At 62.8% G+C, this 18,068-nt stretch carries 22 protein-coding genes; 14 read left to right on the plus strand and 8 right to left on the minus strand.

Features of this window, described 5'->3' with window-relative positions:
* Positions 1 to 347: 347 nt before the first annotated feature.
* Entirely contained in the window at positions 348 to 1,235 is an 888-nt protein-coding gene (gene rhtA, locus ACIPZ8_RS10740) for a threonine/homoserine exporter RhtA (RefSeq protein WP_400722485.1), read from the plus strand.
* Between the two features lie 190 nt (positions 1,236 to 1,425).
* Positions 1,426 to 1,707: a hypothetical protein gene (locus ACIPZ8_RS10745; RefSeq protein ID WP_400722488.1), complete on the plus strand. Its 282-nt coding sequence runs from the start codon at positions 1,426 to 1,428 to the stop codon at positions 1,705 to 1,707.
* 52 nt (positions 1,708 to 1,759) lie between these two features.
* Here the strand turns inward: ACIPZ8_RS10745 and ACIPZ8_RS10750 are convergent, their stop codons facing one another.
* Positions 1,760 to 3,568 carry an aminopeptidase P family protein gene (locus tag ACIPZ8_RS10750; RefSeq protein ID WP_400722490.1) on the minus strand — a complete coding sequence of 603 codons (1,809 nt, stop codon included), beginning with the start codon at positions 3,566 to 3,568 and terminating at the stop codon, positions 1,760 to 1,762.
* A gap of 220 nt (positions 3,569 to 3,788) precedes the next feature.
* Here ACIPZ8_RS10750 and ACIPZ8_RS10755 point away from each other — a divergent pair, with 220 nt between their 5' ends.
* Together ACIPZ8_RS10755 and ACIPZ8_RS10760 are read left to right on the plus strand one after the other, a co-directional pair.
* Entirely contained in the window at positions 3,789 to 4,907 is a 1,119-nt protein-coding gene (locus tag ACIPZ8_RS10755) for a DUF3182 family protein (protein WP_400722492.1), read from the plus strand.
* The gene (locus ACIPZ8_RS10760; protein ID WP_400722495.1) at positions 4,891 to 5,661 is read left to right on the plus strand and encodes an alpha/beta hydrolase family protein; all 771 of its coding nucleotides are present in this window, start codon (positions 4,891 to 4,893) and stop codon (positions 5,659 to 5,661) included. Before ACIPZ8_RS10755 ends, ACIPZ8_RS10760 begins: the two co-directional genes overlap by 17 nt.
* Here the strand turns inward: ACIPZ8_RS10760 and ACIPZ8_RS10765 are convergent.
* Positions 5,640 to 6,020: an antibiotic biosynthesis monooxygenase gene (locus tag ACIPZ8_RS10765; RefSeq protein ID WP_400722498.1), complete on the minus strand. Its 381-nt coding sequence runs from the start codon at positions 6,018 to 6,020 to the stop codon at positions 5,640 to 5,642. The two genes, ACIPZ8_RS10760 and ACIPZ8_RS10765, sit on opposite strands and share 22 nt — an antisense overlap.
* Before the next feature lie 86 nt (positions 6,021 to 6,106).
* On the opposite strand from ACIPZ8_RS10765, the gene soxR reads away from it, so the two are divergent.
* Entirely contained in the window at positions 6,107 to 6,559 is a 453-nt protein-coding gene (soxR, locus tag ACIPZ8_RS10770) for a redox-sensitive transcriptional activator SoxR (protein WP_400722501.1), read from the plus strand.
* Here soxR and ACIPZ8_RS10775 read toward each other — a convergent pair.
* Positions 6,551 to 7,540, minus strand: coding sequence for a GlxA family transcriptional regulator (locus ACIPZ8_RS10775; protein ID WP_400722504.1), 990 nt, complete (start codon positions 7,538 to 7,540; stop codon positions 6,551 to 6,553). The genes soxR and ACIPZ8_RS10775 overlap by 9 nt on opposite strands.
* An 82-nt stretch (positions 7,541 to 7,622) precedes the next feature.
* Here ACIPZ8_RS10775 and ACIPZ8_RS10780 point away from each other — a divergent pair, with 82 nt between their 5' ends.
* Positions 7,623 to 8,171: a cysteine hydrolase family protein gene (locus ACIPZ8_RS10780; protein WP_400722507.1), complete on the plus strand. Its 549-nt coding sequence runs from the start codon at positions 7,623 to 7,625 to the stop codon at positions 8,169 to 8,171.
* Between the two features lie 12 nt (positions 8,172 to 8,183).
* Here the strand turns inward: ACIPZ8_RS10780 and ACIPZ8_RS10785 are convergent, their stop codons facing one another.
* The gene (locus ACIPZ8_RS10785; RefSeq protein WP_400722509.1) at positions 8,184 to 8,747 is read right to left on the minus strand and encodes a helix-turn-helix domain-containing protein; all 564 of its coding nucleotides are present in this window, start codon (positions 8,745 to 8,747) and stop codon (positions 8,184 to 8,186) included.
* Positions 8,748 to 8,830: 83 nt separating this feature from the next.
* Here ACIPZ8_RS10785 and ACIPZ8_RS10790 point away from each other — a divergent pair, with 83 nt between their 5' ends.
* From ACIPZ8_RS10790 to ACIPZ8_RS10820, 7 genes are all read left to right on the plus strand, one after another.
* Positions 8,831 to 9,781, plus strand: a complete 951-nt coding sequence (locus tag ACIPZ8_RS10790) for a DMT family transporter (protein ID WP_400722512.1) — start codon at positions 8,831 to 8,833, stop codon at positions 9,779 to 9,781.
* A gap of 149 nt (positions 9,782 to 9,930) precedes the next feature.
* Entirely contained in the window at positions 9,931 to 12,846 is a 2,916-nt protein-coding gene (locus ACIPZ8_RS10795; protein WP_400722514.1) for a monovalent cation/H+ antiporter subunit A, read from the plus strand.
* Positions 12,846 to 13,190: a Na+/H+ antiporter subunit C gene (locus ACIPZ8_RS10800; RefSeq protein ID WP_003250128.1), complete on the plus strand. Its 345-nt coding sequence runs from the start codon at positions 12,846 to 12,848 to the stop codon at positions 13,188 to 13,190. Before ACIPZ8_RS10795 ends, ACIPZ8_RS10800 begins: the two co-directional genes overlap by 1 nt.
* Positions 13,187 to 14,866: a monovalent cation/H+ antiporter subunit D gene (locus ACIPZ8_RS10805; protein WP_400722517.1), complete on the plus strand. Its 1,680-nt coding sequence runs from the start codon at positions 13,187 to 13,189 to the stop codon at positions 14,864 to 14,866. The genes ACIPZ8_RS10800 and ACIPZ8_RS10805 overlap by 4 nt, the downstream gene beginning before the upstream one ends.
* The gene (locus ACIPZ8_RS10810) at positions 14,863 to 15,351 is read left to right on the plus strand and encodes a Na+/H+ antiporter subunit E (protein WP_400722520.1); all 489 of its coding nucleotides are present in this window, start codon (positions 14,863 to 14,865) and stop codon (positions 15,349 to 15,351) included. The genes ACIPZ8_RS10805 and ACIPZ8_RS10810 overlap by 4 nt, the downstream gene beginning before the upstream one ends.
* Complete coding sequence (locus ACIPZ8_RS10815) at positions 15,348 to 15,626, plus strand: K+/H+ antiporter subunit F (protein ID WP_400722523.1); 279 nt, start codon at positions 15,348 to 15,350, stop codon at positions 15,624 to 15,626. Before ACIPZ8_RS10810 ends, ACIPZ8_RS10815 begins: the two co-directional genes overlap by 4 nt.
* Positions 15,623 to 15,988 carry a Na+/H+ antiporter subunit G gene (locus ACIPZ8_RS10820; RefSeq protein WP_400722526.1) on the plus strand — a complete coding sequence of 122 codons (366 nt, stop codon included), beginning with the start codon at positions 15,623 to 15,625 and terminating at the stop codon, positions 15,986 to 15,988. The genes ACIPZ8_RS10815 and ACIPZ8_RS10820 overlap by 4 nt, the downstream gene beginning before the upstream one ends.
* An 11-nt stretch (positions 15,989 to 15,999) precedes the next feature.
* On the opposite strand, the gene ACIPZ8_RS10825 is transcribed toward ACIPZ8_RS10820, so the two are convergent.
* Positions 16,000 to 16,212: a hypothetical protein gene (locus ACIPZ8_RS10825; protein ID WP_400722529.1), complete on the minus strand. Its 213-nt coding sequence runs from the start codon at positions 16,210 to 16,212 to the stop codon at positions 16,000 to 16,002.
* Complete coding sequence (locus tag ACIPZ8_RS10830; RefSeq protein WP_159411344.1) at positions 16,209 to 16,679, minus strand: hypothetical protein; 471 nt, start codon at positions 16,677 to 16,679, stop codon at positions 16,209 to 16,211. The genes ACIPZ8_RS10825 and ACIPZ8_RS10830 overlap by 4 nt, the downstream gene beginning before the upstream one ends.
* 307 nt (positions 16,680 to 16,986) lie before the next feature.
* On the opposite strand from ACIPZ8_RS10830, the gene ACIPZ8_RS10835 reads away from it, so the two are divergent.
* Positions 16,987 to 17,184, plus strand: a complete 198-nt coding sequence (locus tag ACIPZ8_RS10835; protein WP_400722532.1) for a hypothetical protein — start codon at positions 16,987 to 16,989, stop codon at positions 17,182 to 17,184.
* 6 nt (positions 17,185 to 17,190) lie between these two features.
* Here ACIPZ8_RS10835 and ACIPZ8_RS10840 read toward each other — a convergent pair whose 3' ends face one another.
* Together ACIPZ8_RS10840 and ACIPZ8_RS10845 are read right to left on the minus strand one after the other, a co-directional pair.
* On the minus strand, positions 17,191 to 17,385 hold the full coding sequence (locus tag ACIPZ8_RS10840; protein WP_400722534.1) for a hypothetical protein: 195 nt from the start codon (positions 17,383 to 17,385) through the stop codon (positions 17,191 to 17,193).
* Between the two features lie 186 nt (positions 17,386 to 17,571).
* Positions 17,572 to 17,976 (minus strand): TraR/DksA C4-type zinc finger protein, encoded by a 405-nt coding sequence (locus ACIPZ8_RS10845; RefSeq protein WP_027919101.1) that lies wholly within the window; start codon positions 17,974 to 17,976, stop codon positions 17,572 to 17,574.
* Positions 17,977 to 18,068: the final 92 nt, after the last annotated feature.

Here is an 18,068-nt window from a genome sequence, read left to right on the forward strand (position 1 = left end):
CTTCAAACACTTGACTCGCTGCGATCACTCGCTAGCGGGAGGCGAATAATACAGCGTTTAAAACCGCTGTCAACCTTCATCTCAACCGCTATCGACCTTTCGATCGAAGCGCCTCCAACCTCACCCTAACTACCTAACTCATTGAATTTCAAGGAGTTTGTCGTTCCGATGTCGCTGGAAGTGGGGCGCATTATAAGGGGATTCGAAAGCGCGTCAACCTTTAATTTCAAGAAACTGAAACATTCGGTGAAAAGCCCATTGCTATAAAAGGAACCTTGCACCTCGCACCGCCAATTGCGCACTATATTGCACAACCCCGCACACCTCCCAAGGATAGCCGCGCAGAAATGAACACCCAGCCCCGCAGCCTGGCCGCCACTCTCTTCCCGATCGGCCTGCTGCTCATTGCCATGGCTTCGATCCAGTCCGGCGCCTCATTGGCCAAAAGCATGTTCCCCATCATCGGCGCTCAGGGCACCACCACCCTGCGCCTGATCTTCGCCAGCATCATCATGCTACTGATCCTGCGACCGTGGCGGGTGCGCATGACCGCCAGCACCCTGCGCAACGTCGTCATCTACGGCATGTCTCTGGGCGGCATGAATTTCCTCTTCTATATGTCCCTGCAGACCACACCGCTGGGCATCGCCGTCGCCCTGGAGTTCACCGGCCCGCTGGCCGTGGCGCTGTTCGCTTCACGCCGTGCACTGGACTTCGTGTGGATTGCTCTGGCAGTCGCCGGCCTGTTGCTGCTGTTACCGGTCGGGCACGGTGGCCAGCCGCTTGATCTGCTGGGCGCAGCCTATGCGCTTGGCGCAGGTGTGTGCTGGGCACTGTACATTCTCTTCGGCCAGCGCGCCGGTGCCGAGCACGGCATCCAGAGCGCCGCTCTCGGAGTGGTGGTCGCAGCCTTGTTCGTCGCGCCCATCGGCATCGTGCATGCCGGCAGTGCATTGCTCACCCCCGCCGTCATCCCGCTGGCACTGGGCGTCGCCGTGCTTTCGACCGCCCTGCCCTATAGCCTGGAAATGGTCGCCCTGACCCGCATGCCAGCCCGCACTTTCGGCACGCTGATGAGCATCGAACCGGCAATTGGCGCACTGTCAGGCCTGCTGTTCCTCGGCGAAGTACTGAGCACTACCCAGTGGCTGGCAATTCTTGCCATCATCGCAGCCTCGGTCGGCGCCACATTGTCCATGCGCCGCGAGGCCAATCCTGCACTCGCCGCAGACTGATTTGAGAAATATTGTCATTTGAGACGAGATTAATCATTGTCCCCAATCGCCTCGCTGATTAAGCTGTCACAAAATCATAATCTTTACGCTATCTACTTGTGCGGACACGGAAGCCGAGGAACATTCAGGACGAACCGATGCGATAACGACGGGGCCAGACAGCTGATCAGCCCTGCATTTAAGGACAGGAATGAAACGTATTTTGCTCATCCTGGCCGTCTTGGCCATTGCCGGATGCGCCGCAACGGCCAAGACTGAGGTCAAAAAGGGGAAAAAGGGCCTGCATATCAATTGCTCAGGGCTGTCCTCCTCGTGGGACAAGTGCTACAGCAAGGCAGCCAGTTCCTGCAGCTCGCGCGGTTACAAGGTAATCGCCCGCTCCGGAGACACCGACGAGGAGCCCGGGGATTACCTGTTCGGCATCAACCCCGCCGGCTACACCAGCCGGAGCATGATCGTCATCTGCAAATAGGAAAGGGCAGCCCACGGGCTGCCCTTCTTTCATCTACGCAACGCCAACGCGATCACAGCAGCGCTGTACGCGCCTCCAGCCAAGCCAGTGCGGCCCCTTGCAGCAATGGCGCTAGTCGTTCACGCACCGTTGCGTGATAGCGATTGAGCCATTCCTTCTCATCCCTGGTCAGTCGATCCGCAAGCAAGCAGCGCGTATCGATAGGGCACAGCGTCAAGGTCTCGAAACACAGGAACTCACCGAACGCACTCTTGCCCGCTTCGCGGTTCGCCACCAGGTTCTCGATACGTACGCCCCAGGCGCCTGGCCGGTAGGTACCTGGCTCGATCGAGCTGATCATGCCCACCTGCATTGCCGTCTGTGGCGTGGTTGCCGCCTGATAGGCAATCACCTGCGGCCCCTCGTGCACGTTCATGAAGTAGCCAACGCCATGCCCGGTACCATGGCCGTAGTCGACCTGGTCTGCCCAGATCGGCGCCCGTGCGATGGCATCGAGCAACGGTGACAGGATGCCGCGCGGGAAGCTGGCACGCGACAAGGCGATCATGCCCTTGAGAACGCGCGTACAGTCCTGCTTCTGCTCCAGGCTCGGCGTGCCCACCGGAACCATCCGCGTGATATCGGTGGTGCCGCCCAGATACTGCCCTCCGGAATCGATCAACAGCAGGCCATCACCTTCGATGACTGCATGGGACGCTTCGGTAGCGCGGTAATGCGGCATTGCGCCGTTGCCATTGAACGCCGCAATGGTCGAAAAGCTCAGCGAGACGAAGCCCGGCCTGCGGGCACGCGCAGCACTCAACTGCTCATCGACCGTCAATTCGGTGATGGTCTCCCGGCCCTGGTTCTCCTCAAACCAGGCGAAGAATTCGCACAAGGCCGCGCCATCCTGCTCCATCGCCTGACGTATGTGCACCAGCTCCTCTTCACCCTTGCGGGATTTGCTCAGCGTGGTCGGGTTCAGCCCTTCGACCAGTTGAACCTTGGCATCGAGGTGCTTCAGCAAACCACAGGTCACACGAGCCGGGTCGACCAGCAGCCGGCTATCCGCCGCCAGCTCCGCCAAAGCCTGCTGAACTGCGGTGTAATCGCGCACTTCGATGCCGTCGGCCGCCAGTACATGGCACAAGTGCTGATCAAGCTTTCCGGCACCGACAAACAGGATCGCCTGGTCCTTGCCGATCAGTGCAAAGGCAACGAAAACCGGGTTATAGGACACATCGCTACCGCGCAGGTTGAACAGCCAGGCAATGTCGTCCAGGGTCGCGATGAAGTGCCAATCGGCCCCCTTGTCCTCCAACGTGGCCCGCAGCTGGCCAAGCTTTTCGGCCCGGCTGACCGTGGCGTGGGGCGGCAGGTGCTGATAGATCGGGTTGCCAGGCAACGCCGGGCGGCCCTCCCATACCTCGGCGAGCACGTCGCGATCGGTTACCAGACGCGCCTCGCGGGCCTGGAGCCGCTCTTCGAGCTGGCGCGCCGAGGCCAGCGCCATGACCGCCCCATCCACGGCCACGGTGCCTTTCAGCGGAACATTGTCACCCAGCCATTCCAGCGCTCCCGGCTTGCCTGGCAACAGCTTCATCAAGCCGATACCGCTACCGGCCAGCTCCTTCTCGGCCTGCTCCCAGTAGCGGCTGTCGACCCACACACCGGCAAAGTTCGCGGTGACCACCAGCGTGCCTACCGAACCATCGAAACCCGACAGCCACCGACGCCCCTGCCAGTAGCCCGGCAGGTACTCGGAAAGGTGCGGGTCGGCCGACGGCACCAGCAAGGCATCGAGCCCCTCACGGGCCATGACTGCGCGCACGCGCGCCAGGCGCTCCGGCACACTTTGCTGAATCGTGGTCTGAACGTTCATGCGCACTCCTGCGGACACATCGTGGTTATTCCAGGTTGAGAATAATGGAACAGCTGCCACGGTGCCGCAATCGTGGCGACCGACTCACGGCATGCTATGCCCATCCCGCCACCTGCAAACAAGACGTTTCCTACAACCGGGCCGGGACCATCAGTCACTTCCAGCTGAACTTACCGCTGTCATGGGCTTCACAAACTGTACATTCATTGCACAGAGGCAGATGCCCATGCCCAGTGCCAGCGATCGGAAGACTGCCGTGGTATTGCTCGACACCCGCGAGCACACCCCGGAACATGAACATGCCGTGCACTTGAAACTGGCTGACCGCCTGGCCCGGCTGCTGGGTTGTCAGGCGGTACTGCCCGAAGCGCCAGCCAAGGAGGACCCACACTACTATTACTTGCCGACCGAAACCCTGGTCGGCCTTGAGCGTTATGCCGCCATGGGCATTCGCAGCGAGCAGGACCTGTTCGGTGGGCTGGTCAGCTACCCCTACATGGCCACCAAGGCCATTTCCCACCCACTGCCGGCCGAGGCCGAATTCCCACCAGGCTGGACCGATGCCTTCGTCCGCCAGGCCAGTGACGCCCTGCTCTGCGGTTACACCGTATTCAGCAAGGTCGATGCCCGGCGCGCCGCCCTGCTGCTGCTGCGTGATGGCCCCTTGCGGATCAAGCCGGTGCTGGCCTGCGCCGGCCGCGGCCAGCAAGTCATCGCCCATGCCGATGAACTGGAACCGCTGCTGGCCAACATCGATGACGGGGACCTGGCCCTGTGGGGCCTGGTGCTGGAAGAAGACCTGGGCAATGTCGAGACCTTCAGCGTCGGCCAAGTCCGCGTCGCTGGCATGACCTGTAGCTATCACGGCACCCAGCAGCTGACGCGAGACCACCAGGGCAGCGAAGTCTATGGCGGCTCCGAGCTCGTCATCGTCCGTGGCGACTACCAGGCCCTGCTGCAACTTCCCCTGGAAGATCACCAACGCCTTTCGATCAACCAGGCCATGGCCTACGAACAAGCCGCCGAGCAGCACTTCCCGGGCTTCATCGCATCGCGGCGCAACTACGACATCGCCCGCGGCACCACGGCCCAAGGCCATCTGCGCAGCGGAGTACTCGAACAATCCTGGCGTCTCGGGGGAGCCAGCAGCGCAGAGCTCCTGGCACTGCAAGCATTCGCCGACGACCCGGCACTGCAGCAAGTATGCGCCTCCACCCATGAAGTTTTCGGCACCCCCGACTTGCCCACTGACGCCACGCTCTTCTATCAAGGAAACGACAGTGAACTCGGACAACTCAGCAAATACGCGCGGATTCGCCAGCATGAGCATTCAGAGTGAAACCGTGCAACTGCAGGTCGAGGATGACAACATCGTCGGCACCCTGGTCAGCCCTGGCAGCAAGATGCCCGGCATTCTTTTCGTTCACGGCTGGGGCGGTAGCCAGCAGCGTGACCTGGCGCGCGCCCGGCACATCACCGGGCTGGGCTGCGTGTGCATGACCTTCGACCTGCGCGGCCACGAGAAAACCGAAAGCCAGCGCCTGACCGTCACCCGTGAGCAGAACCTCAATGACCTGCTGGCGGCCTACGACCGGCTGATCAGCCACCCGGCGGTGGACAGCAACGCCATCGCCATCATCGGCAGCAGCTACGGGGGCTACCTGGCTACCCTGCTGACCTTGCAACGGCCGGTGAAGTGGCTGGCCTTGCGCGTGCCAGCGATGTATTGGGACGACGAATGGAACATGCCCAAGCAAGCCCTTGACCGTCAGCGCCTGAACGATTACCGGTTGCGCCTGCTCGGCCCTTCCGACAACCGCGCACTGGCCGCCTGTGCCGAGTTTGCCGGCGATGTGTTGCTGGTCGAATCGGAGCAGGATGACTATGTGCCACACGCCACACTGATGAGCTACCGCTCGGCATTCTTCAGCGCTCATTCGCTGACCCATCGAATGGTCGATGGCGCCGATCACGCGCTATCCAGCGAGGAAAGCCAGAAGGCCTACAGCGCTATCCTGGCCGCCTGGATCAGCGAAATGGTGGTCGGCGCACGCCTGGACCGCTACCCACACTACGCCCCCTGGTATGCCTGAGGGTCACCGACCTGGCAGTGCAGTCCACCCTCAGCCCCACGTACCAGGCTGCGCAGCGTCTGGTACGCGGCAAAGTTGACACCACGTGCCTGATGGCGGCTGAGCAGGTCGAAGAATGGCTCTTCGGCAAAACATTCCGCAGCTTCCACCCAAGCCAGGCGCGACTGCCATTGCAGGTACTGCAAGACCCGGCTGCCATCGTCGCTGGCCTGGATGCTGACACTCTGCAAACCTTGGCAACGCACAGCCAACTCCTCACTGCGCGTGACCAAGGCCTCTGCCAGCGCAGCCTGGCGCGAAGCGGGTACTTCATATTCAATCATCTGGGTAAACCACAGGGAATGCGGGCTGGCCGTCATGGCGAGTCTCCTTGCTGCGAACGCTTGCTTCGGAATGGACAGCAGGGTAAAACCTCCAGTTAACTTAAGGTCAAGCGTTTTTTCCCATGCCCAATAAAGCACCTGCAGCCACGGAAAAGCTGCTCAGTGTCGGTCAGCTGGCTGCTCGCAGCGGCGTGGCAGTGACCGCGCTGCATTTCTATGAAACCAAGGGCCTGATCCAGAGCACCCGCAATGCGGGTAATCAGAGGCGTTATCCGAGGGCAATGCTGCGCCGGGTCGCGGTGATCAAGATGGCCCAGCGCCTGGGCATTCCGCTGGCCGAGATTGCCTGCGCCCTGGCCGCCCTGCCCAACGACCACACCCCGACCGCCGAAGACTGGCAGCGTCTCTCCGCGCGCTGGCGCGAGGACCTGAACCACCGAATCGACGAGATGGTCAGGCTGCGCGACCAACTCGACGGCTGCATCGGTTGCGGCTGCATGTCGCTGAAGGAATGCCCGCTGCGCAACCGCCAGGATCACCTGGCCGATGAGGGGCCAGGGCCGCACCTACCCTGAGCAGGGCAAGGTGAAGCGCTGCCGGTACTCGCTGGGTGTCAGGCCGGTGATGCGTTGAAACACCTTGCGAAACGCCCCCGGGTCCTGATACCCGACTCCCCAGGCAATCTGCTCGACCGTGCGCCGGGTGAACTCCAGCATCCGGCAGGCGCGCCCCACCCTTACCTGCTGGCAATACTCGGTGGGCTTCAGGCCGGTGGCCGCACGAAAGCGCCTGAGGAATGTACGCGCCTCCAGCCCGGCGCAGGTTGCCATGCCGGCGAGGTCGGCATCTTGCGCACCGGCGGCCTGCAACCAGTGCTGAACCCTCAGCACCGCCTCGTCACCGTGATCCAGGCGCGGATTGAACAGCGCCCCCGGCAAAGGCCTGGTAACCGGCTCGACGGACATGTAGCGCGCCGTCTCCCAGGCCACCGAGGCGCCAAGATAGCGCTCCAGCAGGCGCAGCCCCAGTTCGGTCCAGGCCATCAACCCGGCAGAGGTCATGATGTCACCGTCATCCAGCAGCGGCTGGTTGGCCTCCACATGGACCTTGGGGTAACGCTCGGCAAGAGATTGCGCGTAATTCCAGTGGGTACTGGCTGCGCGGCCATCGAGCAGGCCACTGGCGGCGATGAAGAACACGCCGATGCACACCGACGCCAGCACCGTGCCCTGGCCATGCCACTGGCACAAGGGCTGCCGGTGCCGTTCGAGCAGGTCTGGTGGCGGGGTCGACTCCAGGCTCGGTGGAATGATCAACACGCGCAGCGGCTGGCTCGGTGCGCCCAGGCTATCCTCGATGAACTGCAACTGACCCGCCTCATCGACCTGCCAGTGGCTGACCCGGATCTGCGGCAACCCGGCAGCGCCCAGCTCGGCAGCCACGCGATTGGCCACGCTGAACAGATCGCTCAGACCATGCAACGCCGCGCGCTGCGCGCCCGGATAGTGCAGCAGACCGATTTCCAGGCTGCCGGGGCTGTCAGTTTTTGCCGTCATTGTGTCGATCGCGCCAATCCTCAAGTCGATGCCCACAGCCTATAACTATCGTCATCCAACGACTACTGCCACAGGAGGCAGCATGAGCAAGCAGGCGCTGATCATCATCGACATCCAGAACGACTACTTCCCCGGCGGCAAATGGACCCTCGACGGTGCCGACAAGGCGGCGGACAACGCCGCACGCCTGCTCGCTGCGGCACGCAACAAGGGAGACCTGGTGGTTCACGTCAGGCATGAGTTCGAGAGCGCCGATGCCCCCTTCTTCGCGCCCGGCTCACCGGGCGCAGCCATCCACGCCAAGGTGGCCCCTGCGGCGGGCGAACCCGTAGTGCTCAAGCACAAGGTCAACGCGTTCCTCGGTACCAACCTGAAGCAGACGCTGGACCAGCATCAGATCAAGGCCGTGACCATCGTCGGCAGCATGAGCCACATGTGCATCGATGCCGCTTCTCGCGCCGCCGCCGACTTCGGCTTCGACGTCACCGTGGCACACGATGCCTGCGCCACCTTGCCGCTGGAGTTCGATGGCAAGCAGGTACCGGCCGCCCATGTGCACGACTCGGCCATGGCCGCACTGGCGTTTGCCTATGCCAAGGTGGTGAAGACCGACGCGTTGCTCAAGGGCTGACCGGCAAGCTGGTCAGATCACCACGTTACGCACGAAGCGCACGGGCACTGCTCCGTCATTGCGGTAGGCATAGCGGCAGTTGCTGGGGAACACATGGAACTGCCCGACCTGCAGGCAGTGCTCGGCGCCTTCGATGATCAGCGTCAATTGGCCTTCGGCCACGTAGATCTGCTCACTCCAGCCCTCGGCATCGGCTTCACTGGTGTAGCACTCGCCAGGGGCGAGCGTCCATTCCCAGATTTCCACTTCGCGCCGGGCCGTGCTGCTGGCCAACAGCACGGCCTTGCTTTGCGGGTGCTCGCCGGTCCAGGCAAGCTCGTCGATACGGCTGGGGTCGCGCTGATCCGGGGCCTGGATAAGGGTGCTGAACGCCACCCCGAGGGCTTCGGCAATCAGGTCGAGGGTGGTCAGGCTGACATTCTTCTCGCCCGCCTCGATCGCCACCAGCATCCGCCGGCTGACCCCGGAACGTTCGGCCAGGGCGCTCTGGCTCATCCCGGCCGCGTTGCGCAGGCTGCGGACATTAAGGCTGACATGCTGCAGCACCGATGCACGGTGCGCGGAATCTTTGTGCACTATATTGCTCACTTGTAAGAATTGCGCAGTATACTGCCCACTTTGCGGCGATTGTGCGCCGCCCCCTCCGAGTGCGCAAGACCATGAGCCAACCGACCAGCAGCCCACAGACCGCGGTATCTTTTCGCCTGAGCAAGGCGGAAATGGTGCTGGTGTTCATCACCATGCTGTGGGGCGGTACCTTCCTGCTGGTACACAACGTCATGACCGTGAGCGGCCCGATGTTCTTCGTCGGCCTGCGCTTCGCCGCAGCGGCGCTGTTCGTCGGCCTGGCCTCGGCGCGTGCATTGTCCGGCCTGACCTTCACCGAACTGAAGGCCGGCGTGCTGATTGGCGTGTCCATCATGCTGGGCTACGGCCTGCAGACCATGGGCCTGCAAACCATCAGCAGCAGTCAGTCGGCATTCATCACCGCACTCTATGTCCCGTTCGTGCCATTGCTGCAGTGGCTGGTGCTGGGCCGCCGCCCAGGGCTGATGCCGAGCATCGGCATCTGCCTGGCGTTCGTCGGGCTCATGCTGCTGGCCGGCCCCGAAGGCGGTGCGTTGCATTTCAGCGAGGGTGAAGTGGTGACCCTGGTGAGCGCCGTGGCCATCGCCGCCGAGATTATCCTGATCAGTCGCTTCGCCGGCCAGGTCGATGTGCGCCGGGTTACCGTGGTGCAGTTGGCGACCGCTTCGCTGCTGGCGTTCCTGATGATCGTGCCGACCCAGGAGCGCCTCCCCGACTTTTCCTGGTTGCTGTTACTCAGCGCGCTGGGCCTGGGTGCCATGAGCGCGGTGATCCAGGTAGCGATGAACTGGGCACAGAAGTCGGTTCCACCCACCCGCGCCACGCTGATCTACGCGGGCGAGCCGGTATGGGCCGGCATCGTCGGGCGCATTGCCGGCGAACGCCTGCCAAGCATCGCGTTGATCGGCGGGTTGCTGATCGTCATCGCCGTGGTGGTCAGCGAGCTGAAGATCCGGCGCAACCGTGAAGCCAGCGAAACCCTCGAAGTACCCTCCCCCCGCGAAACTGAAGTCGGGCTGTAAAGCGCCCGGCAGCGTCTATGCTCTGTAAAAAACTGTTATAAAAAAACAGCTTGTCACAGCGCTTTTGTAGGATTCTGCGACAGCTTGCGTGTTGGTGATCAACGTCCCGGCACGTATGATCCTTGCAAACCTTTCCAGAATAGAACGCTATGTCATTGATAGTGCTACTGCTTCTGCCGTTCGTGGGCAGTTGCCTGGCAGCTGCGCTGCCACACAACGCACGTAACGCCGAGTCCGTCCTTGCCGGGCTCGTGGCCCTGGTCGGCACCGTCCAGGTAGCACTGCTGTATCCTCAGATTGCCGATGGCGGCGTGATCCGCGAAGAACTGCTGTGGCTGCCCAGCCTGGGCCTGAACCTGGTCCTGCGCATGGACGGTTTCGCCTGGCTGTTCTCGTTGCTGGTACTGGGCATCGGCACCCTGGTCTCGCTGTATGCCCGCTACTACATGTCGCCGCAGGACCCGGTGCCACGCTTCTTTGCCTTCTTCCTGGCATTCATGGGCGCCATGCTCGGCCTGGTGATCTCCGGCAACCTGATCCAGCTGGTGTTCTTCTGGGAACTGACCAGCCTGTTCTCGTTCCTGCTGATCGGTTACTGGCATCACCGTGCCGACGCCCGCCGCGGTGCCTACATGGCCTTGATGGTCACGGGGGCCGGTGGCCTATGCCTGCTGGTTGGGGCCCTGCTGCTCGGCCATGTGGTCGGCAGCTACGACCTGGACAAGGTCCTGGCTGCCGGCGAAACCATCCGCCAGCACGCACTGTATCCGGTGCTGCTGCCACTTATCCTGATCGGCGCACTGAGCAAGAGTGCGCAATTCCCCTTCCAGTTCTGGCTGCCCCATGCCATGGCAGCACCCACTCCAGTTTCCGCCTACCTGCACTCGGCGACCATGGTCAAGGCCGGTGTGTTCCTGCTGGCGCGCCTGTGGCCAGTGCTGTCGGGCAGTGAAGAGTGGTTCTGGATCGTGAGTGGCGCGGGTGCCATCACCCTGTTGCTGGGCGCCTTCGCCGCGATGTTCCAGAACGACCTCAAGGGCCTGCTGGCCTATTCGACCATCAGCCACCTGGGCCTGATCACCCTGCTGCTGGGCCTCAACAGCCCGCTGGCAGCGGTCGCCGCGGTATTCCACATTCTCAACCACGCCACCTTCAAGGCTTCGCTGTTCATGGCCGCCGGCATCATCGACCATGAAAGCGGCACCCGAGACATCCGCCGCCTGAGCGGTCTGATCCGCCTGGTGCCCTACACCGCGACCCTGGCCATGGTGGCCAGTGCTTCGATGGCCGGCGTGCCGTTGATGAACGGTTTCCTTTCGAAGGAAATGTTCTTTGCCGAAACCGTGTTCATCAGTTCAACCGCCTGGGTCGAAGCGACCCTGCCGGTGATCGCCACCCTCGCCGGTACCTTCAGCGTCGCCTACGCCCTGCGCTTCACCGTCGACGTGTTCTTCGGGCCGACGGCAGAAGACCTGCCGCACACACCACACGAACCGCCCCGCTGGATGCGTGCACCAGTGGAACTGCTGGTACTCACCTGCCTGGTAGTCGGTATCTTCCCGGCCCAGTCGGTCGGCCCGCTGCTCGCCGCCGCCGCCCTGCCGGTAGTGGGTGGCACGCTGCCGGAATACAGCCTGGCCATCTGGCACGGCTGGAACGCCCCGCTGATCATGAGCCTGGTGGCCATGAGCGGCGGTATCGTCCTCTACCTGCTGTTGCGCAACCAGCTTCGCCTTGGGCGCTTTCCTTATCCGCCGCTGATCGAGCGTTTCAATGGCAAGCGCCTGTTCGAACACGGTCAGGTCCGGCTGATGCTGCTGGCGCGACGCATCGAGCGATTGCTGACCAGCCGCCGCCTGCAATCGCAATTGTTCATGCTGGTGCTGGCAGCCTTTCTCGCCGGCCTCACGCCGATGCTGTACAGCGGCCTGAGCTGGGGCGACCGGCCGAAGATCCCGGGCTCCGGCGTGTTCGTCGCGTTGTGGCTGATCGCTATCGCCTGCGCCATCGGTGCGGCCTACCAGGCCAAGTACCACCGCCTGGCGGCGCTGATCATGGTCGGCGTGTGCGGCCTGATGACCTGCATCACCTTCGTCTGGTTCTCTGCCCCGGACCTGGCCCTCACCCAACTGGTGGTCGAGGTGGTCACCACAGTACTGATCCTGCTCGGCCTGCGCTGGCTGCCACGGCGTATCGAAGGTGTGTCGCCGCTGCCCGGCAGCCTCGAGCGTGCCCGTGCCCGACGCCTGCGCGACCTGCTGCTGGCGGTACTGGTCGGCGGCGGCATGGCGGCGCTGTCGTACGCCATGCTGACCCGGCCAACGCCCAACGATATCTCGTCGTTCTACCTCAGCCGCGCCCTGCCGCAAGGCGGCGGCACCAACGTGGTCAACGTGATGCTGGTGGACTTCCGCGGTTTCGATACCCTCGGCGAAATCACCGTGCTGGTGGCCGTGGCGCTCACCGTGTTCGCCCTGCTGCGGCGCTTCCGCCCGCCGAAGGAGAGCATGCAGTTGCCGGCCCAGCAGCGCCAACTGGCACCCGACGTGGTCACCGACCTGATCAACCCGCGGCATGCCACCGACACCGCACTTGGCTTCATGATGGTGCCGGCAGTACTGGTGCGCCTGCTGCTGCCAATCGCCCTGCTGGTGTCGATGTACCTGTTCATGCGCGGCCATAACCAGCCAGGCGGCGGTTTCGTTGCCGGCCTGGTGATGTCGGTGGCATTCATCCTCCAGTACATGGTGGCCGGCACCCAGTGGGTCGAGGCACAGATGAGCCTGCGACCGCTGCGCTGGATGGGCACCGGGCTGCTCTGCGCGACCTTGACCGGGGTCGGCGCCATGCTGCTCGGCTACCCGTTCCTCACCACCCATACCGCCCACCTGCACCTGCCGCTGCTCGGCGACGTGCACGTGGCCAGCGCGCTGTTCTTCGACATCGGCGTGTTCACCGTGGTGGTCGGCTCGACGCTGCTGATCCTCACCGCCCTGGCGCACCAGTCGGTGCGCGCCTACCGCCCAGGCAGCCCGTCGAAATCCAGCCAAGCAGGAGCCGCCTGATGGAAGAAGTCATTGCAGTCGCCATCGGTGTGCTGGCCGCCTCGGGGGTGTGGTTGATCCTGCGCCCGCGCACCTACCAGGTGATCATGGGCCTGTGCCTGCTGTCGTATGGGGTCAACCTGTTCATCTTCAGCATGGGCAGCCTGTTCATCGGCAAGGAGCCGATCATCAAGGACGGCGTGACCCAGGACCTGCTGCACTACACCGACCCGCTGCCACAGGCGCTGGTGCTCACCGCCATTGTCATCAGCTTTGCCATGACCGCGCTGTTCCTGGTGGTGCTGCTGGCATCGCGTGGCCTGACCGGTACCGACCATGTGGACGGCCGGGAGCGTGACGAATGAGTGGCATGAGTCAACTGATCGTCGCCCCCATCCTGCTGCCGTTGCTGACGGCGGCAGTGATGCTGTTGCTGGGCGAGAAGCATCGCCAGATCAAGGCGCGCCTGAATCTGCTGTCAACCTTTGCCGGGCTGGCCATTGCAGTCAGCCTGCTGCTGTGGGTGCGTACCCAAGGGCAGGCAGAATCGATCGGCGTCTACCTGCCCGGCAACTGGCCCGCGCCGTTTGGCATCGTGCTGGTGCTGGATCATCTTGCAGCCCTGCTGCTGACCCTGACCGGCGTGATCGGCATCAGCGCCCTGCTGTTCGCTCGCGCCCGCTGGGATGGTGCCGGCGCCAGCTTCCATGCGTTGTTCCAGATCCAGCTGATGGGCCTGTATGGCGCTTTCCTCACCGCTGACCTGTTCAACCTGTTCGTGTTCTTCGAGGTATTGCTGGCCGCCTCCTACGGCTTGCTGCTGCATGGCTCGGGCCGTGCGCGGGTGCGTGCCGGGCTGCATTACATCGCCATCAACCTGTTTGCCTCATCGCTGTTCCTGGTTGGCGCGGCGATGCTGTATGGCGTGACCGGCACCCTCAACATGGCCGACCTGGCCCTGAAGGTGCCACTGGTGCCGGAAGCCGATCGTGGCCTGCTGCATGCGGGCGCGGCGATCCTGGCCATCGCTTTCCTGGCCAAGGCCGGCATCTGGCCGCTGAATTTCTGGCTGGTGCCCGCCTACGCCTCGGCCAGTGCGCCCGTCGCCGCGCTGTTCGCCATCATGACCAAGGTCGGCCTGTATGCCGTACTGCGCCTGTGGACCTTGCTGTTCTCCGGGCAGGCCGGTGCTTCGGCGCATTTCGGCGGGCAATGGCTGATCTACGGAGGCCTGGTCACCCTGGCCGTGGCGGCAGTGTCGATACTGGCCGCGCAGCGCCTGGAGCGCATGGCCGCACTGAGCATCCTGGTTTCTGCCGGCACCTTGCTTGGCGCGGTCGGTTTCGCCCAACCGGCGCTCACTGGCGCAGCGCTGTTCTACCTGGTCAACTCGACCCTGGCACTGTGCGCGCTGTTCCTGCTGGCCGAACTGATCGAGCGCTCGCGCTCGGCCAACGAAGCGCCGCTGGATGACGAGGAAGACGCCATGCCTTCACCGCTCGAGTCGCTGCACCCTCCCAAGGGCATCAACCTCGACGACGAGCAGAAGGTGGTCATCGGCCAGATCATTCCCTGGACCATGGCGTTCCTCGGCCTGAGCTTCATCGCCTGCGCCCTGCTGATCATCGGCATGCCACCGCTATCCGGGTTCGTCAGCAAGCTCAACCTGATCAGCGCGCTGTTCAATCCACAGGGGCTGGGCATGCCAGCCGAACACCCCCTGTCGGCGGCGGGCTGGGTGCTGGTGGCCTTGCTCATTCTCTCCGGCATGGCCTCGCTGATTGCCTTTGGCCGGGTCGGCATCCAGCGTTTCTGGAAGCCCGAAGAGCGCCCCTCGCCGCTGCTGCGACGCTACGAGTGCCTGCCGATCGTGATTCTGCTTGGCCTGTGCATCATTCTCAGCTTCAGGGCAGAACCGCTGCTGCGCTACACCCAGGACACCGCTGCCAGCCTGCAGGCACCAGACACCTATATCGAAGCCGTGATGGCTGCCCGCCCTGTCCCCGGCCCGACCACACTCGACGTACAGGTGCAGCCATGAGCCGACTGTTCCCCGCGCCGCTGCTGTCCGCTGCACTGTTCGTGCTCTGGCTGCTGTTGAACCTGTCGGTCAGCCCCGGCAACCTGTTGCTGGCCGCAGCACTTGGCGTGCTGGCCCCGCTGCTGATGGCACCGTTGCGCCCGCAACACGCGCATGTACGTAAACCCTGGGTGGTGGCAAGACTGATTGGCCAGGTCGGCATTGATGTCATCCGTTCCAATCTGTCGGTAGCCATCGGCGTACTGCGTGCCGGGCAACACCCGCCACGCTCGGCCTTCGTGCACATCCCGCTGGACCTGCGCGACGCCCACGGCCTCGCGGCACTGTCGATGATCACCACGGTGGTGCCCGGCACCGTGTGGTCGGAGCTGGCCCTGGACCGCAGCGTACTCCTGCTGCATGTGTTCGAACTGGATGACGAAGCGGCCTTCATCGAGCACTTCAAGCTCACCTACGAACGCCCGTTGATGGAGATCTTCGAATGACAGGCCTGCTCGCCAATTCAGTCCTCGCCAGCCTGTTCATCTTCGCCCTGGCCATGGGCCTGGCGTTGATCCGACTGTTTCGTGGCCCTTCCGCCCAGGACCGGGTGCTGGCGCTGGACTACCTGTACATCCTGGGCATGCTGACGATGCTGGTGCTGGGGATCCGCTATGCCAGTGACACCTACTTCGAGGGTGCCCTGCTGATTGCCTTGTTCGGCTTTGTCGGCTCGTTCGCCCTGGCCAAGTTCCTGTTGCGTGGTGAGGTGATCGAATGACCGAAACCCTTGAACTGCCGTTCTGGCTGGAGCTGGTCACTGCCACCCTGCTGCTGATCGGCAGCCTCTTCGCGCTGATCGGCGCCATTGGTCTGCTGAGGCTGAAAGACTACTTCCAGCGCATGCACCCGCCAGCACTGGCATCGACCATCGGCGCCTGGTGCGTGGCGCTGGCATCGATCATCTACTTTTCCTGGCTCAAGGATGGCCCGGTGCTGCACGCCTGGCTGATTCCGATCCTGCTGTCGATCACGGTGCCGGTCACCACCCTGCTGCTGGCCAGGGCGGCGCTGTTCCGCAAGCGCATGTCGAAAGAAGCCGTACCTGAAGAAGTGAGCAGCGGCCGCGATCGCGGCAACTGAAACGGCTGGGCTCAGCCTTGGTCAAGGCGCTGCAGTTCACGCCGCACCATGGCGGCATAGGGAGGCGGGCTCAGCTGATAGAGCTGGGCTGCCACCCAATTCAACCAGCTCGAACCCATTGCCTCACGTTGCGCCAGCAGGCGCTGGGCCGCGGCCATGGCTTGCGCCTGGTGCTGCCGATGAAACGCGGCACGCGTACCGGGCGCTTCGTCATGCTCGCTCATTCACTGGCCTTGAAGGTGGTCAGCTCACCCTTGCGCCACTTGGCGACCTTGCCAGTCACCGCCTTGAGCAATTTGCCCAGGCCTTCCTGAACCTGCTGCTGGGCGGCGAACACCAGCATCACACCCTGCCCTTCGCGGAACACGATGCCCTCGCCTTCAGGAACGGAAACAAATGCGTAGTCGCCCACACCGTAGACATTCAGCTTGATTTCGCGAAAGCGCATTTCCAGCTTGCCGCCTTCTCGGCTGGGCAAGACGGCGGCGCGAAAATGATCGCCGACCTTCAGTTCCAGGCGCTGTTTGTCATCGACCACCAGGGCGCTTTCGGTGTCGATCTCGGCCATGTACAGGCCTTCGGGGCTCTGCTCGGTGACATAGATGAAGCGACCCTGAAACAGCTTGGCCAACTTGCCGCGCAAATCGCCCAGGGCAAACAAGGCGTGGGTATCCAGTGTACTGACTGCCAATGAAGTAATCCTCAAACCGGTGACATCCGCCCTCACTCGGAGTCGGTGAGACGCGGCCATTTCAATTCGATAGGCGAAAAGAATAATAAATTGATGCACGAAACGTCTGTGCCTGCTGACGATACAGCACGCAGGAAACTTTACTCTGGCTTGCCAGATCTGGCCTCAAAACAGGCTTTCGGCATATTCCCTATCAGGGAAGCGTAATGTCTGACAACAAACCCGCCAGAAAAGATGCGATAGATAACTGCAGGCCCCTCGGCAGAACGGGCTCAGGCATCCATCAGCGCATTACCTGGGAATGAATATGCACGAAAACACTGAAATCCGTCGAGAGGTAAAGAACATTTCTTACCTCGCATGCGTCAGCAACAAACCTCGTTACATCGTCATACCCGCAGGTATCGACTTCTTTCACGTGACCGAAAGCGCCACTGGCAGGGTCAAGGGCTTTCGCCGACGGCACCACGACGCCTGCGCACTGGCCCGCAGCCTGGAAGCCTGAAACTGATCAGGCGGCGTGGCCATCTTGCATAAGCTGCAACCAGGCAGCCTGGCATTCCATGGCCTCACCACGAGTGGCGAACGCAGTGCCACGGCGCTCGCCGTTGACCAGAACCACCCAACAAACCCTTTTGCCCAATGCCTGCAGGCTCGCTGGCACACCTGAACCGATCATCACCGCTACATCGACCCGGCAGTTCATCATTCCCTCCGGCACTTAGATAGCACCCTAACGATAAGGTCATGATACGCCCAGTGACTGCCGTGTAACAGCGCATCCTGGTACAGCAGTGTTACGCCTTGAGCAACAAATAGCGCGAGGCCTTTCCCGCAAGAAACGCAAAAAGCCCCAGGGATCGCTCCATGGGGCTTGGCGCACTACGTCCGGTCAGACCTGACGCTGGTGGCGGTCGAGCTGCTCGTGGCGCTCCTGGGCTTCGATGCAGTACTTGGTGGTCGGGCTGATCAGCAAACGCTTCAGGCCAATCGGCTCACCACTGTCATCGCACCAGCCGAAGCTCTCGTCGGAGATACGGTCCAGGGCCATTTCCAGCTGCGGCAGCAAGCGCTGGTCGCGGTCGATGGCATTCACCAGCCAGCTGCGCTCTTCCTCGACCGAGGCCACGTCGGCAGGGTCCGACGGGGTGTCCAGGCCTTCGATGGTGGCGCGGCTCAGCTCGATGCGTTCATGGGTTTCGACTTTCATCGCCTGCAGCAGGCCAGCAAAGAAAGCCAGCTGGTCAGCGTTCATGTAGTCATCGGCCGACATGGCCAGCAACTGTTCCTTGGTCATCGATTTCTCTATGAAAAAATGTGCATTTGGGCGATTCAGGTGCCGCCGACGCCTTGGCATCGACAGCGGAATTCTTCAAGCGCCAACCGGCA

Origin of the sequence: Pseudomonas sp. NPDC089422, from assembly GCF_044749405.1 — a bacterium.
Taxonomy (GTDB): Bacteria; Pseudomonadota; Gammaproteobacteria; order Pseudomonadales; family Pseudomonadaceae; genus Aquipseudomonas.